At 56.1% G+C, this 16,036-nt stretch carries 14 protein-coding genes; 12 read left to right on the plus strand and 2 right to left on the minus strand.

The genetic code is table 11. The features are described from left to right. Nucleotides 1–104: 104 nt before the first annotated feature. Nucleotides 105–1,649 carry a nitric oxide reductase transcriptional regulator NorR gene (gene norR / locus V6L79_RS07430; RefSeq protein ID WP_261741020.1) on the minus strand — a complete coding sequence of 515 codons (1,545 nt, stop codon included), beginning with the start codon at nt 1,647–1,649 and terminating at the stop codon, nt 105–107. Between the two features lie 154 nt (nt 1,650–1,803). Here norR and hmpA point away from each other — a divergent pair, with 154 nt between their 5' ends. From hmpA to V6L79_RS07480, 10 genes are all read left to right on the plus strand, one after another. After that, on the plus strand, nt 1,804–2,976 hold the full coding sequence (gene hmpA / locus V6L79_RS07435) for an NO-inducible flavohemoprotein (RefSeq protein ID WP_261741021.1): 1,173 nt from the start codon (nt 1,804–1,806) through the stop codon (nt 2,974–2,976). Between the two features lie 238 nt (nt 2,977–3,214). Next, the gene (locus V6L79_RS07440; protein ID WP_261741022.1) at nt 3,215–3,724 is read left to right on the plus strand and encodes a disulfide bond formation protein B; all 510 of its coding nucleotides are present in this window, start codon (nt 3,215–3,217) and stop codon (nt 3,722–3,724) included. Between the two features lie 809 nt (nt 3,725–4,533). Next, on the plus strand, nt 4,534–5,472 hold the full coding sequence (gene cyoA / locus V6L79_RS07445) for a ubiquinol oxidase subunit II (RefSeq protein ID WP_261742375.1): 939 nt from the start codon (nt 4,534–4,536) through the stop codon (nt 5,470–5,472). Between the two features lie 3 nt (nt 5,473–5,475). Next, complete coding sequence (cyoB, locus tag V6L79_RS07450) at nt 5,476–7,500, plus strand: cytochrome o ubiquinol oxidase subunit I (protein ID WP_261741023.1); 2,025 nt, start codon at nt 5,476–5,478, stop codon at nt 7,498–7,500. A 3-nt stretch (nt 7,501–7,503) separates the two neighbouring features. Next, complete coding sequence (locus V6L79_RS07455) at nt 7,504–8,127, plus strand: cytochrome o ubiquinol oxidase subunit III (RefSeq protein ID WP_037031938.1); 624 nt, start codon at nt 7,504–7,506, stop codon at nt 8,125–8,127. Continuing rightward, a complete protein-coding gene (cyoD, locus tag V6L79_RS07460) occupies nt 8,127–8,453 on the plus strand; it encodes a cytochrome o ubiquinol oxidase subunit IV (RefSeq protein WP_261741024.1) in 327 nt (108 codons plus the stop codon). Before V6L79_RS07455 ends, cyoD begins: the two co-directional genes overlap by 1 nt. A gap of 11 nt (nt 8,454–8,464) precedes the next feature. Beyond that, on the plus strand, nt 8,465–9,352 hold the full coding sequence (cyoE, locus tag V6L79_RS07465; protein WP_261741025.1) for a heme o synthase: 888 nt from the start codon (nt 8,465–8,467) through the stop codon (nt 9,350–9,352). 261 nt (nt 9,353–9,613) lie between these two features. Then, complete coding sequence (locus V6L79_RS07470) at nt 9,614–10,084, plus strand: hypothetical protein (protein WP_338580009.1); 471 nt, start codon at nt 9,614–9,616, stop codon at nt 10,082–10,084. 195 nt (nt 10,085–10,279) lie between these two features. Continuing rightward, nucleotides 10,280–10,969, plus strand: coding sequence for an ABC transporter ATP-binding protein (locus tag V6L79_RS07475; protein WP_321835854.1), 690 nt, complete (start codon nt 10,280–10,282; stop codon nt 10,967–10,969). Continuing rightward, nucleotides 10,966–12,171, plus strand: a complete 1,206-nt coding sequence (locus V6L79_RS07480; protein ID WP_338580010.1) for an ABC transporter permease — start codon at nt 10,966–10,968, stop codon at nt 12,169–12,171. The genes V6L79_RS07475 and V6L79_RS07480 overlap by 4 nt, the downstream gene beginning before the upstream one ends. Nucleotides 12,172–12,813: 642 nt before the next feature. Here V6L79_RS07480 and kdgR read toward each other — a convergent pair. Continuing rightward, nucleotides 12,814–13,596 carry a DNA-binding transcriptional regulator KdgR gene (kdgR, locus tag V6L79_RS07485; protein ID WP_321835859.1) on the minus strand — a complete coding sequence of 261 codons (783 nt, stop codon included), beginning with the start codon at nt 13,594–13,596 and terminating at the stop codon, nt 12,814–12,816. A 213-nt stretch (nt 13,597–13,809) separates the two neighbouring features. On the opposite strand from kdgR, the gene V6L79_RS07490 reads away from it, so the two are divergent. Together V6L79_RS07490 and manD are read left to right on the plus strand one after the other, a co-directional pair. Beyond that, complete coding sequence (locus V6L79_RS07490) at nt 13,810–14,811, plus strand: sugar kinase (protein ID WP_261741034.1); 1,002 nt, start codon at nt 13,810–13,812, stop codon at nt 14,809–14,811. 4 nt (nt 14,812–14,815) lie between these two features. Continuing rightward, the gene (gene manD / locus V6L79_RS07495; protein ID WP_321835860.1) at nt 14,816–16,027 is read left to right on the plus strand and encodes a D-mannonate dehydratase ManD; all 1,212 of its coding nucleotides are present in this window, start codon (nt 14,816–14,818) and stop codon (nt 16,025–16,027) included. Nucleotides 16,028–16,036: the final 9 nt, after the last annotated feature.

Below are 16,036 nucleotides of genomic sequence, written 5' to 3' on the forward strand. Positions count from 1 at the left end.
GCTGACGAGGTACTAGGCTGCGATGGGCAGCGCATTGGCCCCAAGCGGTGGGCCTGCGACCCACATCGCAGCCTAGTACCTCGCCAGCGGCTACAGGAGTCTGGTTATTTCAAGCCCAGGCGCTTGGCCATCCTGCCCAGGTTTGCCCGGTCCAGCCCCAGCTCTCGCGCCGCGCTGGCCCAGTTGTGCTGATGACGTTCAAGGCAGGCGCTAATCAGCTGGCGCTGGTAGTTCTCGGTAGCCAGGCGCAAGTCGCCGACGGCATCCGGCACGCTTTCGGGTTCAATCAGCGCGGCGCTTGCGCTGGTCGTCGGCAAATCCAGATCCGCAGCCGTAAGGGTCAAAATACGCGGCCGTGTGCTGCAATTACCCAGGGCTTTCAGGGCGCTGCGACCAATCAAGTGCTCCAGTTCGCGCACATTGCCAGGCCATGAATACTGCACCAGCGCGGCTTGCGCATCAGGGCTCAAGCGCAGGCTGCCCAGGCCCATACGCGAACGGTTTTGTTCCAGAAAAAAACCGCTCAACAGCAGCACATCGCGCCCGCGTTCACGTAAGGCGGGCACCTTGAGCGGGTAAACGCTCAAGCGATGATAAAAGTCGGCGCGATAGCGACCGCTGCGAACTTCCTCGGCCAGGTCGCGGTTGGTTGCCGCGATCAGCCGCACGTCGACCTGATGCTCCTGATCCGAGCCCAAACGCTGCAACTGCCCGCTTTGCAGTACCCGCAGCAATTTGGCCTGTACGGTTAGCGACAGCTCCCCCACTTCATCCAAAAACAGGGTGCCGCCATTGGCCAGTTCAAACTTTCCGCGCCGGTCATTCATTGCCCCGGTAAAGGCGCCGCGCACATGGCCGAACAGCTCGCTTTCAACCAGCGTGTCGGGCAAGGCGGCGCAGTTAAGGCTAATCAGTGGTTTATCCGCCCGTGGCGAGGCCGCGTGAATGGCCTGGGCTACCAACTCCTTGCCGACACCGGTTTCGCCGGTGATCAGGACCGTCAGATCACTGCCGCCCACCAGGGCAATTTCTTCAAGCAGGTGTTTGTGGACCTTGCTCTGGCCGATCAGCTCCTTGTTGGGTGAACCATTGGCCTGTCGATAGAGTTCGGCTTTGCGCTGCTCATCCTCTACCCGCAACGCCAGGCGCTCGATGCGCTGGGCAACATTGACCGTGGCAGCGGCCAAGCTGGCAAAGGCTTGCAGGTCGTCCAGTTCGATCGGCTCAAAACGTTTTGGGTCCAGTGCGTCGAGGGTCAGCAGCCCCCAGGGGCGCTCCTCGACAAACAGCGGGCAGCCCATGCAGTCGTGTACTTCGAGGTGCTCAGCCAGCCCGTCGACCAACCCGTCATACGGGTCGGGCAGTTCGCAATTGCTGGGGAAGCGTGTTGGACCGGGGCTGGCGAGCAGCGCTTCGAAGCGCGGGTGCTCACTGACCTTGAAGCGCCGCCCCAATGTATCGAGGCTTAAACCATCGACCGCCAGTGGCACCAGCCATTCGCCGTCCAGCCGCAACAGAGCCGCAGCGTCGCATGGGAGCAGGGCACGCAGGGCTTGCAGCAAGCGTCGATAGCGTTCGCTTTCGGGCAGGTCGCGGGACAGGTCAGCCACAAGCGGCAATAGAGTGGTAAGCAGCAGTTTTGCAGTCATTTTGACCTCGTGTAGTCTGTATGACTATAAATCAGTGTGAGTCAAAATGACTATCTATGTATTAAGGTGTTGATTTTAAAGGATTTAATTGTTGGCATGAAAACTGATAAGTAAAGGGTAATTGCTAAAGCCTACGTGCTCAGGAGTCACCCTTATGCTTACTGCTCAAGATCGTGCCATCGTTAAATCCACCGTGCCACTGCTGGAGAGCGGCGGAGAGGGGCTGATCACTCATTTCTATCGCATGATGCTGTCGGAGTACCCGCAGGTGCGCTCGCTGTTCAATCAGGCCAACCAGGCCAGTGGCGACCAGCCGCGGGCGCTGGCCAACGGTGTACTGATGTATGCGCGGCACATCGACCAGCTCGATCAGTTGGGCGATCTGGTGGCCAAAATCATCAACAAACATGTTGCACTGCAAATCCTTCCGGAGCATTACCCGATTGTCGGCAGCTGCTTATTGCGGGCAATTGAGGAAGTTCTGGGCAGCGACATTGCCACCCCGCAAGTGCTGAGCGCCTGGGGCGCGGCCTATAACCAGCTGGCCGATATCCTGATCGGTGCCGAAGCTGCCATATACGATGAAAAAGCTGCTGCACCCGGCGGCTGGCGTGGCGGGCGCGAGTTCAAACTGGCGGCCAAAATCCAGGAAAGCGCAGAGATCACCTCGTTTTACTTCAGCCCGACTGACCAGCAGCCGATCCTCGATTTTACCCCCGGCCAATACATTGGCCTGAAGCTGATCATCGATGGCGAAGAGGTGCGTCGTAACTATTCATTGTCGGCGCTGGCCCAGGTCGGTCGCTACCGCATCAGCGTCAAGCGCGAAAGCGGCGGGGTGGTCTCGAACTTCCTGCATGACCGCCTGAGCGTGGGTGACACGCTGGAGCTGTTCCCGCCAGCGGGCGAGTTCACCCTGACTGACAGCCAAAAGCCGCTGGTGCTGATCAGTGGTGGTGTAGGCATTACACCAACCCTGACCATGCTCGAAGCCGCACTGGCCACCCAGCGTCCGATTCACTTTATCCACTGCGCGCGCAATGCCGATGTACACGCGTTCCGCACTTGGGTCGATGATTTGGCCGAACAGCATCCGCAATTGCAGCGTTTTTACTGCTACGACGAGCAGGACGAGTCTGTAGATCATGTAGGACTGCTGACTGAAGAAGTGCTGGCCCAGTGGTTGCCACAGGAGCGTGATCTGGATGCTTACTTCCTGGGGCCAAAAGGCTTTATGGGAGCGGTCAAGCGTCATCTGAAAGCGCTGGGCGTGCCTGAAAAGCAAAGCCGCTATGAGTTCTTCGGCCCGGCTGCCGAGCTGAAATAACCGCCAATACAGGTTAAAAGCTGTAGCCGCTGCCACAGGCTGCGATAAGGGCCGCAGGATCTTGCAAAGCAGGATCGCTGCGCAACCCATCGCAGCCTGCGGCAGCGGCTACAAAAGCTGGGCCTTAATCCCCCATTAATCCCCCTGCGACACTTTCCCTGTAATGTTCAGATACATCCAAGCCGAAGGTCTGGGTGTAAACTGCGCGTTTACAGACAATCAGGCAAAGGGACGCAGGATGACGGAAGACATGATGCAATTGGGCCGGGAGAAGCGTTTCCTGGTCCTGCTTGGGCTGATCTGCCTGGCACTGATTGGCGGTGCGCTCTATATGCAGATCGTGCTCGGCGAGGCGCCTTGCCCGTTGTGTATCCTGCAACGCTATGCCCTGCTGCTGATCGCGATTTTCGCCTTTATTGGTGCGGCGATGCCCACCAGGCGCAGTCTTACGGTGCTTGAAGTGCTGGTGGTACTGAGCGCCATTGGTGGAATCGTCGCTGCAGGGCGCCATGTCTACATTCTGGCTAACCCTGCGGTGAGCTGCGGTCTTGATGCGTTGCAGCCGATTGTCGACGGCTTGCCGCTGGCTGCCATCTTCCCTTTGGGGTTTCAGGTCGACGGGTTTTGTTCAACCCCGTACCCGCCCGTACTGGGCCTTTCGCTGGCGCAGTGGGCGCTGGCGGCGTTTGTGATGACTGCCGTGCTGGTGCCGCTGGGTATTTACCGCAACCGCAGCAAATCAAGCTGAGCCAAGGGTTAAATCCTGCTTGAACAGCCTCGTTCCTCCTCTGGAGAAGCGGGGCGTTTTTTTGTCTGCGCGCAAATGTAAAGGGGATGTCATTCGACGCCGAAAAAGGGTGTGCGGCACTGCGACATATTGTCACGGAGAAAATGCCGCAGGGCCTGTTTTGGTCTGACAGGCGGTCTTTCAAACGTATGACTTTATGTAACTCCGGCAAGGCATTTTAAAACGGATGCAGGGCTTGAAAAGCGCGATTCGAGACTCAATGAAAATCGGCTGTAGCCCTTTTTATTTGGGCGTTCAAGCGGGGTAGGGGGTGGCCATTGATGCGCTAAAAAGGGGCATTGAAATGCAGGGCTAATGGTGTGCTACAGCACGGGATTAGAGGTGTGTCCAAGCGCAGCGGGTAATAATAGGTAGGGATTGTTACCACAGCCGAGAAGAATTATTTCTGGATGAGACATGGTTTATAGAGAGCTACCTATCTACAATCGCCCGCACTGAACGTCCAGCCTGCTCATCCCTGAGCCCAAGCGGGAAGTTGAAGGGCGACTGGGCGGTTCATGACAGGCGTCCCATGCGACTCCCAGGTACTGGCAACCCTTCTAAGTTCCGCACCAAATGGAATTGGTCTGTAACAAGGCCATTGACCACGTATCGAATAAGAAATCACTGCTAACCCGGAATTTGCCCGTTCGCCTGATGGTGATAGAGCAGGCTTTTATTCAATTCCGGAAAAGAGCCAACCCTTGGCAGGGCGAAGTGTTGGCGAAAAAAACCAACTGCATTGTGCAAGCTGTTTTAGAGGTCGTGAGATGACTAAAAAAAGGTACCCCAGACTCCTTGGCTTATTGCCACTTTTCGGCACGTTGCTGCTGGGAGGTTGCAATATGACATTGCTCGATCCGGTGGGGCAGGTCGGGATCGAAGAGCGGAATCTGATCATCACTGCAACACTGCTGATGCTTCTGGTCGTGGTGCCGGTCATCATTATGACCCTCGTCTTCGCGTGGAAATATCGCGCGTCGAACACCAGCGCTACCTATACACCAAAGTGGTCTCACTCCACCAAGATCGAAGTTGTGATCTGGACTGTGCCAATTCTGATCATCATCGCCCTGGGCGTGATCACCTACAAGTCGACCCACGCGCTGGACCCGTATCGTCCGCTCGAATCTGACGTCAAGCCGATTACCATCGAAGTGGTGGCAATGGATTGGAAGTGGCTGTTCATCTACCCGGAACAGGGTATCGCCACCGTCAACAAGATCGTGTTCCCGGCTAACACCCCGGTCAATTTCCGTATCACCTCTGACACGGTCATGAACTCGTTCTTCATTCCGGGCCTGGGCGGTCAGATCTACGCCATGGCCGGTATGCAGACCAAGCTGCACCTGATTGCCAACCGCAACGCTGAAATGGAAGGCATCTCTGCCAACTACAGCGGTGCTGGTTTCACTGGCATGAAATTCAAAGCGATCTCGACATCTCAGGCTGACTTTGATGCCTGGGTAAGTGAAGTCAAAGCGTCACCTAAACAGCTTGATGAAGCTGAATACGCTGCTTTGTCCAAAGCAAGCCAGAACAACCCCGTTGAACTGTTCTCCGCGTACACACCGAACCTGTTTCAGAAAATCGTCGACAAGTACGAAGGTATGAAGCCAGGCAAGCCGGTGAAGCACGAGAAGAAAGAAGTTGCCGGGACCGATGTGGTGGACATGAGTTCGCATTCAGCTGCCGGGGCAGAGGAGTAAACGATGTTTGGTAAATTAAGTTGGGAAGCGGTCCCGTTCCACGAGCCGATTGTCATGGTCACCATTGCCATGATCGCGCTCGGTGGTCTGGCGCTGTTTGCGGCAATCACCTACTTCAAGAAGTGGACTTACCTGTGGACCGAATGGCTAACGTCAGTCGACCACAAGAAAATCGGCGTGATGTACATCATCGTCGCCATGGTCATGCTGCTGCGCGGCTTTGCCGACGCCGTCATGATGCGTACCCAGTTGGCCATGGCCACCGAGGGTTCGCCTGGCTACCTGCCACCTGAACACTATGACCAGATCTTCACCGCTCACGGTGTGATCATGATCATCTTCATGGCGATGCCATTCTTCACCGGCCTGATGAACCTTGCAGTGCCGCTGCAGATCGGCGCCCGTGACGTGGCTTACCCGTTCCTGAACTCCCTGAGCTTCTGGCTGCTGGTATCCGGCGTTGTGCTGGTTAACCTGTCGCTGGGCGTCGGCGAGTTCGCCAAGACCGGCTGGGTTGCCTATCCGCCGCTGTCGGGCCTGCAGTACAGCCCGGGCGTGGGGATGGATTACTACATCTGGGCGCTCCAGCTATCGGGGCTAGGTACGACGTTAACCGGGGTTAACTTCCTGGCGACGGTCCTGAAGATGCGTGCTCCTGGCATGAAACTGATGGACATGCCGATCTTCACCTGGACCTGCACCTGGGCAAACGTTCTGATCGTGGCTTCGTTCCCGATCCTGACCGCTACCCTGGCACTGCTGACACTTGACCGTTACATGGATTTCCACATTTTCACCAATGAACTTGGTGGCAATCCAATGATGTACGTCAACCTGTTCTGGGCGTGGGGTCACCCTGAGGTATACATCCTCATTCTGCCGGCGTTCGGTATCTTCTCCGAAGTTATCTCCACGTTCACCGGCAAGCGTCTGTTCGGTCACCACTCGATGGTCTACGCCTCCGGCGCGATCTCGGTGCTGGGCTTCATGGTTTGGCTGCACCACTTCTTCACCATGGGTTCGGGTGCAAGCGTCAACGCCTTCTTCGGTCTGGCGACGATGCTGATTTCGATCCCGACGGGGGTCAAGCTATTCAACTGGCTGTTCACCATCTACCAGGGCCGTCTGCGCTTCACCAGCCAGGTTCTGTGGACCCTGGGCTTTATGGTGACTTTCGCCATTGGCGGCATGACCGGCGTACTGCTGGCCATCCCGGGTGCTGACTTCGTACTGCACAACAGCCTGTTCGTAATTGCTCACTTCCATAACGTGATCATCGGCGGCGCGGTATTCGGTTACATCGCAGGCTTCAGCTTCTACTTCCCTAAAGCGTTCGGCTTCAAACTGAACGAGAAGTGGGGCAAGGCAGCGTTCTGGTTCTGGTGCGTCGGCTTCTTCGTTGCCTTCATGCCGCTCTACGCGCTGGGCTTCATGGGCATGACCCGTCGTCTGAACGCCAGCACCAACCCTGAGTGGGTGCCTTACCTGTACGTTGCTCTGTTCGGCGCGGCACTGATCGCTATCGGTATCGCCTGCCAACTGATCCAGCTGTACGTCAGTATTCGTGACCGCAAGCTGCCAGAGAACGCCTGCGAGCATGGCGATCCGTGGAATGGCCACACCCTGGAATGGTCGACTTCGTCGCCACCTCCGTTCTACAACTTCGCTGTAGTGCCAAAAGTCGACACCATCGACGCGTTCACCGAAGCCAAGGAAAACGGTACTGCGTACCAGGCCCCGGCCAAGTACTCGCCGATTCACATGCCTAACAACACCGCTACCGGTGTGTACATGGGTGCTTTGCTGACCGTGTTCGGTTTCGCAATGATCTGGCATATCTGGTGGCTGGCCATCGTTGGTCTGGTTGGCACTGTCGTGGTCTTCGTTGCCCACGCTGCCCGTGATGACCAAGGCTACATGGTGCCGGTTGAGACCATCGAGCGTATCGAGGCTGAGCAGCACAAGCGTCTGGTAGCCGCAAAAGCAATCCCGGCTTCCCGTGTTGAAACCAAGTTGGAACAGGCTTAAACCATGTCGAACTTAGCGACCACTGCTGGACACGCTCATGGTCACGACCATGAGCACGAGGAACACCACGACGCGGGCGAGACAACCATTTTTGGTTTCTGGCTCTACCTGATGACCGACTGCATTTTGTTCGCGTCGATCTTCGCGGTATATGCAGTTCTGGTTAACAACGTAGCGGGTGGCCCGTCGGGCCACGACATCTTCGAACTGCCATACGTACTGGGTGAAACTGCCCTGTTGCTGTTCAGTTCGATCACCTACGGCTTCGCCATGCTGGCGTTGTTCAAGGGTAAAAAGCAGCAGGTGCTGTTCTGGCTGGGCATGACGTTCCTGCTAGGTGCAGGCTTCATCGCCATGGAAATCAACGAGTTCCACCTGTTGATCTCCGAAGGCTACGGCCCTAGCCGTTCGGGCTTCCTGTCCGGGTTCTTCACCTTGGTCGGTACCCACGGTCTGCACGTGACCAGCGGTCTGATCTGGATGGCGATCATGATGTATCAGGTGCAGAAAAACGGCCTGACTTCGACCAACAAGACCCGTCTGAGCTGCCTGAGCCTGTTCTGGCACTTCCTGGACGTGGTGTGGATCTGCGTATTCACCGTTGTTTACCTGATGGGGACTTTGTAATGGCTAACGCACATTCCGACGGCGCCAACCACGGCAGCGTGAAGTCCTACGCGATCGGCTTCATCCTGTCGGTGATCCTGACCGTTATTCCGTTCGGGCTGGTGATGTACCCATCGCTGCCCAAATTCACCACCCTGGCGATCGTGTTGTTGTTCGCCGTGGTGCAAGTGGTTGTTCACCTGGTGTACTTCCTGCACCTGGACCGCTCGCCTGCACAACGCAACAACGTCACGGCGCTGATATTCGCAGCCCTGGTTATTGTGCTGTTGGTGGGCTTGTCCCTGTGGATCATGTTCAGCATCCACACTGAAATGATGGCGAAGTGAGGTAAGACCCGATGTCCTTTAAGCACTTTATCCAAATCACCAAACCGGGGATCATTTTCGGTAACGTGCTTTCTGTGGCAGGTGGGTTTTTCCTGGCCTCGAAGGGGCATTTCGATCTTGCCCTGTTCCTGGCCGCGGTAATCGGCACCTCCTTGGTAGTCGCGTCCGGTTGTGTGTTCAACAACTGCATTGACCGCGATATCGACATCAAGATGGACCGCACCAAGAACCGCGTACTGGTTCAAGGCCTGATCTCCCTCAAGGTGGCGCTGATTTACGCCACCTTGCTGGGGGGCGCCGGCCTTTACTTGCTGTATCGCGTGGCCAACCCGCTGGCGGCTCTGTTCGCTGCGATCGGCTTCGTGATCTACGTTGGTCTGTACAGCCTGTACTTCAAGCGCAAGTCGGTTCACGGCACGCTGATTGGCAGTCTGTCGGGTGCGATGCCTCCGGTTATCGGCTACGTCGCAGTCAGCAACAGCTTCGACATGGCCGCACTGACCCTGCTGGTGATGTTCAGCCTGTGGCAGATGCCGCATTCCTACGCCATCGCGATCTTCCGCTTCAACGATTACCTGGCTGCATCGATTCCGGTGTTGCCAGTGAAGCGCGGGATCAAGGTTGCCAAGAAGCACATCCTGCTCTACATCCTCGCGTTCCTGATCGCGACCCTGATGCTCACCCTCGGCGGTTACGCCGGCATGAGCTACATGGCCGTGGCAGCAGCGATGGGCATGTACTGGCTGTACATGGCGTGGACCGGCTACAAGGCCGTCGACGACAAGGTCTGGGCACGCAAGCTGTTCGTGTTCTCGATCTTCACCATCACCGCCCTGAGCGTCATGATGTCTCTGGATTTCAAAGCGCCTGCCGAGTTGCTGCTGACTTACGCACACTAAGAAAGCCAGACTGAAAAACCCCGCCTTCGAGAGAAGCGCGGGGTTTTTTTATGGCTGCGATTCAAGTCTGGATTTGGATAGCGCTGGCTTGGAAAGAAGATTTCACATGTGCGGATAATATTCTCTATTGGAGTTTTTTATGTGGCCCTTGCCCTTCAGTGCGTTAAGGAAAATCCTACATTACTAACTGCGTGCGAATGGTCAAATGCTCAGGCTGAATTCCACCAGGAAATTTTGTCTACATTTAACCAGGAGCGCGTCATGTCCAAGTTGTCGTTAAAGAAACTCGCTGTAGTAATGTCTCTCGTATGTTTGCCGGCAACCGCCAGCTTTGCAACAACCCTTTCTGTGGGCGTAGGCCAGGAAAAAACCTTCTCGCTGACTTGCAAGTCAGGCAACTTTGTCGGTGTTGCTGAAGGAAAGGTGGGGAATCATTTTCAGGCGGGTAGGTGGGTGCATCTTACAAGCTACAAAATCACCCGTCTTAACGGTCAGAAGGGCGGCAACAAGGCTAATGTGAATCTTTACGCTAGCCCAGCGCCGAACTTTGCTCGCAATGAGCACAGGGCCCCCTCTAGGGACAGTATGATTCAGGACGGCAAGTGGCATAGTGTGGCTTTGACACGCAGTAACTTCGTGGTTGCCAGCAAAAAAGGCGAGCTAGTCGTCGAGTTTGTATTCGATAAGTCAGGGACTGATCCACGTTGCTACACTAGCTCGGTCTACTTCTAAGAAAGTAGTGCCTGCCTGCACTGATGTTTATAGTGTTGGGCTGTGTGCTCTTTCTTGTCAGTGCATCATCGGGAAGGAAGAGTGCACAGTATAGTGTGCTGGGTACGGTTTAAGTGCATGGCTTGTCACGATGTTTAAATGTTGTATTTCAGCAGTTAATGCCCTGTCTCTATTGCGCAAAGGTATGTGGTTGTTATGCACGATTTAAACTGCATTTCAATGAGAGGCGTAAGTAAAAGTTACCGTCATGCTGGAAAGTTGAACCCGGTTATCAGTCAGGTCGATTTTCAGGTTGGGGTGGGGGAAACCTGTGCCATTATCGGCCCTTCGGGGGCCGGTAAAAGTACGCTGTTGAATATTGTAGGTCTGCTGGATGTTGCAGATGCGGGTGAGTACCTGTTTATGGGACGCTCGGTTGCAAACGCTCGAAATGATGAGTTGGCAGCCATTAGAAAAATGCAAATCGGCTTTGTCTTTCAGAATTTCAATCTAATCCCCCGTTTGACAGTTATCGAGAATGTGGCATTGCCGCTTCGGTACCGCGGGATGGATCGAGCGCACTCCCTTGAACATGCAATGTGCATGTTGCAGAGGGTGGGTATGGCGCAGCGCGCCGGTTATAAACCCGCCGACCTGTCAGGTGGGCAAAAGCAGAGAGTGGCCATCGCGCGTGCTCTGGTAGGCGAGCCGTCCTTGATATTGGCCGATGAACCGACAGGAAGTCTGGATAACCAGACAGCCAGTGAGATTCTGGAGCTGCTGCTGTCGATACAAAAAGAAAAGAACGTGACGTTATTGATTGTGACCCACGACCAGGGTATTGCGCGGCTAATGCAGCGCCAGGTGGTAGTGCGCGGTGGTGTCGTTGTGGAACTCAAGGCATGAGTTTTTTAACCCGGTTGATAACCCCTGCGGTGACTCAGGTAGTTGAAGATGCCATCGACAGTTTTCGTACGATGGGCAAGCGCTCGGTATTGGCGTTGTTAGGCATTGTAATCGGCAGTGGTTCTATTGTGGCGGTTATTAATGTTGGCCATAACACAAGCCAGGAGGCTGCGAAAATATTCCAGGGTATGGGGGTTGATACGCTGTTTGCCAAGCTGAATGATGAACAGAGATTTAAAGATTCATTTCTCGGGATGGATGCTGCGAATATCCGCGGGTTGGATTTGCAGCATTTGATGGTTGCTCCCGTTTCGGAAGTGTCGGGCAAGGCCGGTTTCAATCGTCTTTATATTGATGTGAGAATTGTCGGGACGGAGCCGGCTTTGATTGAAGTACTAAAGCTGTCAATCAGTCGTGGGCGTTTTCTACATGAGTTTGATCGTGACGATAACGTCGTTGTGCTCGGTCACACCGTTGCGACTTCTTTGAGTAGCAACGGCCTCGGTATTCAAGTGGGTGAGTGGCTCAAGATCAATAACTATTTGTTCAAGGTTATCGGCGTTTTGCAACCCGCTATGGAATCAATGCTCAGTCCAGTCTTGACGAATCATTCACTATTTATGCCGCTTCAAGGTTTGGCTCGGGTAGACAGTGGTGCGGCTATTACTGATGTCATTATGCGAGTTGGCCCTGCACAAAAAATCGAGCTTGTCGTTCCACAAGTAATGGAGCGTTTGAGTGCTGCGTTTAAAACACGCACTGTCGAAATAGTAGTGGCGCAACAAATGATTGACGCCATGAACCGTCAGAACAAAACCTTCCATTATCTTTTGATAGCGCTGGGGATTATTACGTTGGTGGGGGGGGGCGTTGCCGTAATGAATGTCATGTACATGAATGTTTCTGAACGTCGTATTGAAATTGGTCTGCGGATGGCTATCGGCGCCCGTCGCCAGGATATACGCAATTTGTTTCTGGTCGAAGCGCTTGCGCTCAGTACGCTGGGTGCGGTGTTGGGAGCGGGCGTTGGTATTGCGCTGGCCTGGCTGTATGCCGTGATATCGGGGTGGGCATTTGAGTTGGCGATGCTGTCTATCCCTTTGGGCGTTTCGAGCACCTTACTGGTCGGTGTTTTCTTTGGCTTGAAACCGGCAATCGCGGCTTCGCGGCTTAGGGGAGCGAGCAGTTGCTTGAACAGATAGTCGTTTTGCGCCTTGTCCTGCAACACCGCTGCGCGCTGTGTGCGTGCCTCGGCGGACAGCCCGGTCAGTGGGTAAACCGCTACTGGCGCTACGACCTTGGCAGTCTTTCTTTTAGGGTCGATCAGCGACGAGGGCAGTTCGGGGAACACAGCCGTCCAGCAAATCGATACCAGGTTCCTGGCCAGTTTGCGGTTGTAAGGGTAGAACCTCTCATCCAGTTTCTTGTTGGGTTGAGTGTCGCACCCGATGATGCGGTTCTTGTCATCGAGGGTGATCATCAGGTTGAAGCTGCCATCCCGTCCTTGGCTATTGGCCAGGTCGCCCTCTCGGGCAAGAACCCTACTGACCAGCTTTTCATACACCCCACGTTGCAATGCCTGCTCCTTCTGTTGGGCGGGAGTGGGTATGGGCGATTTGTCGGGGGCACTGGCGTTGGACTGGCAACCTGTGAGCAGCAAGGCGGCAAGAGCGACGGGGAGTGTGTGTTTGAGCATGACGATCCTTGTACGAGAGGCTGGTCCGTTGCCGATGTTTTGGCAGCGGAAAGTCTATCGTATTCAAGGTGGTTACCGCATATGCGTTTTATTCGTATTTGCTTGGGCGGCCATCGTGAACACCACTACACGATCACGATGGCTGCGATTACTCCGGATGCCACCCCAGCTGGCTCGACACCTGCTGCGAAGCCTCCATCAGCTGTTTGACGTAGTCCTGTTTCAGTTCTTCGCGAAAGCGAAAGCATGGGAAGGACACGCTCATGCCGCCAATGACGTGACCGAAACGGTCGCGGATGGGAGCTGCCAGGCAACGCATGTTGTCTTCGAACTCTTCATGGTCTTCGCCATAGCCTTGCTCGCGAACCACCGCCAGTTCTTGCAGGTACGACTCGACCGTGGTGAGGGTATTGGCGGTGCGGCGTTCGAAGCTTTCTTCGCGCAAGTGCGCGAGCAACTCATCTTCTTCCAGCCAGGCCATCAGCACCTTGCCGATCCCGGTGCAGTACAGCGGGGCGCGGCGGCCGATGCGCGAGTACATGCGCAGATTGTATTTGGAGTCGATCTTGTGCACGTAGACGATGCTGCCTTCGTCGAGGATGCCCAGGTGCACGGTTTCGCCTGTCAGTTCATTGATGCGGCGCATGCCCGGTTCTGCTTCACGCACGATATCCAGATGAGGCAGGGCCTGGGCGCCCAGTTCGAACAGTCGCACGCTGAGCCGGTAGCGATCTTCGGCATCCTGAACCACATAGCCACGGGCTTTCAGTGACTGCAAAAAGCGGTAAACCGTGCTTTTTGACATGTCCAGTTTTTGCGCGATTTCTGACACGCCACTTTCTTCGGGATGCTCGGCCAGGGCTTCAAGTACAGCCATGGTCCGGCCGACCGCGGAGACCAGTTCGTTGTTCTGGGTGGTGCTGTTGTCCATGAAGGCTCCAACGCAATTTTAAAAAAAACAAGGATATACCGTAGGAGAACGAAACGCTGTTTCATTTTTCTTGACGGTGTAAGGAATTTGATTAAACTCGGCCTCAAGCAAAAAATGAAACGCCGTTCCGAAAATAATAAACAGCTCGACGCAAGGTCACCATCCGGTGCCTGCGTTGACGCAAAGCGACCCATAAAAACAAGGCGCGCAGTGATGACGGTAACCCTCGGGCATTGCCCACAGGCCAATTTGACCCAGCCCCTGCGGGTGGCACTGGTGGGCGAGTGCATGATTGAGATGCGCGGCCAGCCGGGTGCGGTTTTCAGCCAGACGTTCGGCGGCGACACGCTCAACGCCGCGGTCTATCTGTCCCGTCTTGGGGCAGGCAACGGGATTGTTGCCGACTATGTAACCGCCATCGGCGCAGACACGTTCAGTGACGCCATGCGCCAGTTGTGGCGCGACGAAGGGGTCGGTGATCAGCATGTGCGGGTGATCAAGGATGCGCTGCCTGGGCTGTATTTCATCCAGACCGATGACCAGGGTGAGCGTCGCTTTGCCTACTGGCGTGGCGAAGCCGCCGCCCGGCGGGTTTTCGACGGGCCTGAAGCGGACGCAGTACTGCGCGCCCTGGCTGATTATGACTATGTGTATCTGAGCGGCATCAGCCTGGCGATCCTCACCCCCGGCGGCCGCGAACGCCTGATGTTGGCCCTGCGCCTGGCCCGTGAGGGCGGCACGCGCATTGTCTTCGACAACAACTACCGTCCCCATTTGTGGCCCGATGCGGCTTCCGCGCGCCAGGCCTACAGCGACATGCTACGCCTGACCGACCTGGCCCTGATCACCTGGGACGATGATGCCGCGTTGTTCGGTTATGCCGATCACGAGGCGTTATTCAGCGCCTATGAACAATTCGGAGTAGGTGAAGTGGCCCTTAAGCGTGGCCCGGATTCGTGCTTGATCCAGTGTGCCGCAGGTCGTTTCGAGGTGCCTGCAGAACGGGTGCGTCAGATCGTCGATACCACGGCGGCAGGCGACTCCTTTAGTGCGGCTTACCTTGCTTGTCGCTTGCAAGGCGGCGAGCCGCAGCACGCTGCACGCTGGGGTCATACGCTGGCCGCCGAGGTGGTGCAGCATCCCGGTGCGCTGATCCCCGCAGCCGCCATGCCGAGTCTGTACATGCCTGTATTTTCTTCTGTCGCCGAGGCCTGAGCCCATGAAAATCGTTGAAGCGCGCGTGATCGTCACCTGCCCGGGTCGCAACCTGATTACCCTTAAAATTGTCACTGACTCCGGTGTCTACGGTATCGGCGATGCCACTTTGAATGGCCGGGAAATGGCGGTCGTTGCCTACCTCGAAGAGCACGTGCTGCCAGCGCTGATCGGGCGTGATGCCCAGCGTATCGAGGACATCTGGCAATACCTGTACCGCGGTGCCTACTGGCGTCGTGGCCCGGTGACAATGACCGCGATTGCTGCCGTTGACGTCGCGTTGTGGGACATCAAGGCCAAGGCCGCCAATATGCCCTTGTACCAGTTGCTCGGCGGCAAGAGCCGCGAGCGGGTGATGGTGTACGGGCATGCCACGGGCAAGGACATCGAAGGTTGCCTGGCCGAAGTCGCCCGCCATGTTGAACTGGGTTACAAGGCGGTTCGCGTGCAATGCGGGATTCCGGGCATCGCCACCACCTATGGCGTAGCCAAGCGCAGTGGCGAACGTTATGAACCGGCCGACAGCGATCTGCCCGCCGAGCATGTGTGGGACACCGCCAAATACCTCAACTATGTGCCCAAGCTGTTTGCCGCCGTACGCGAACGCTTTGGCGATGACTTGCACATCCTGCATGACGTCCACCATCGGCTGACGCCAATTGAAGCCGGGCGTTTGGGCAAGGCCGTGGAGCCGTTCAATCTGTTCTGGCTCGAAGACTGCACCCCGGCCGAGAACCAGGAAGCCTTCCGCCTGATTCGCCAGCACACCACCACGCCATTGGCCGTGGGTGAAGTATTCAACTCGATTCATGACTGCCGCGAGCTGATTCAGGAACAGTTGATCGACTATATCCGCGCCACGCTGGTCCACGCCGGGGGCATTACCCATGTGCGCCGGATCGCCGACTTTGCTGCGCTTTATCAGGTTCGCACCGGGTTCCATGGCGCCACCGATCTGTCGCCGGTCACCATGGGGGCGGCGCTGCATTTCGATACCTGGGTGCCCAACTTTGGCATTCAGGAACATATGCCTCACGACCCGCTGACCGATGAGGTTTTCCCTCACGCCTATCGCTTTGAAGACGGTCATTTCACTCCCGGTGAAACTCCGGGGCATGGCGTGGATATCGATGAAGAACTCGCCGCCAAATACCCCTACAAGCGCGCCAGCCTGCCGGTCAATCGACTCGAAGACGGCACGCTGTGGCACTGGTAAGCACGGCTT

The sequence above is a fragment of the Pseudomonas sp. ML2-2023-6 genome (genome assembly GCF_037055265.1).
GTDB lineage: Bacteria > Pseudomonadota > Gammaproteobacteria > Pseudomonadales > Pseudomonadaceae > Aquipseudomonas > Aquipseudomonas kulmbachensis.

Excerpts from the sequence above, each read along its gene's own strand:
- cyoE (WP_261741025.1), top strand. The coding sequence starts at position 8,465 with ATGTCCTTTAAGCACTTTATCCAAATCACCAAACCGGGGATCATTTTC.
- V6L79_RS07470 (WP_338580009.1), top strand. The coding sequence starts at position 9,614 with ATGTCCAAGTTGTCGTTAAAGAAACTCGCTGTAGTAATGTCTCTCGTA.
- V6L79_RS07440 (WP_261741022.1), top strand. The coding sequence starts at position 3,215 with ATGACGGAAGACATGATGCAATTGGGCCGGGAGAAGCGTTTCCTGGTC.
- cyoB (WP_261741023.1), top strand. The coding sequence starts at position 5,476 with ATGTTTGGTAAATTAAGTTGGGAAGCGGTCCCGTTCCACGAGCCGATT.
- V6L79_RS07475 (WP_321835854.1), top strand. The coding sequence starts at position 10,280 with ATGCACGATTTAAACTGCATTTCAATGAGAGGCGTAAGTAAAAGTTAC.
- V6L79_RS07490 (WP_261741034.1), top strand. The coding sequence starts at position 13,810 with ATGACGGTAACCCTCGGGCATTGCCCACAGGCCAATTTGACCCAGCCC.
- kdgR (WP_321835859.1), bottom strand. The coding sequence starts at position 13,596 with ATGGACAACAGCACCACCCAGAACAACGAACTGGTCTCCGCGGTCGGC.
- cyoA (WP_261742375.1), top strand. The coding sequence starts at position 4,534 with ATGACTAAAAAAAGGTACCCCAGACTCCTTGGCTTATTGCCACTTTTC.
- norR (WP_261741020.1), bottom strand. The coding sequence starts at position 1,649 with ATGACTGCAAAACTGCTGCTTACCACTCTATTGCCGCTTGTGGCTGAC.
- V6L79_RS07480 (WP_338580010.1), top strand. The coding sequence starts at position 10,966 with ATGAGTTTTTTAACCCGGTTGATAACCCCTGCGGTGACTCAGGTAGTT.
- hmpA (WP_261741021.1), top strand. The coding sequence starts at position 1,804 with ATGCTTACTGCTCAAGATCGTGCCATCGTTAAATCCACCGTGCCACTG.
- V6L79_RS07455 (WP_037031938.1), top strand. The coding sequence starts at position 7,504 with ATGTCGAACTTAGCGACCACTGCTGGACACGCTCATGGTCACGACCAT.
- manD (WP_321835860.1), top strand. The coding sequence starts at position 14,816 with ATGAAAATCGTTGAAGCGCGCGTGATCGTCACCTGCCCGGGTCGCAAC.
- cyoD (WP_261741024.1), top strand. The coding sequence starts at position 8,127 with ATGGCTAACGCACATTCCGACGGCGCCAACCACGGCAGCGTGAAGTCC.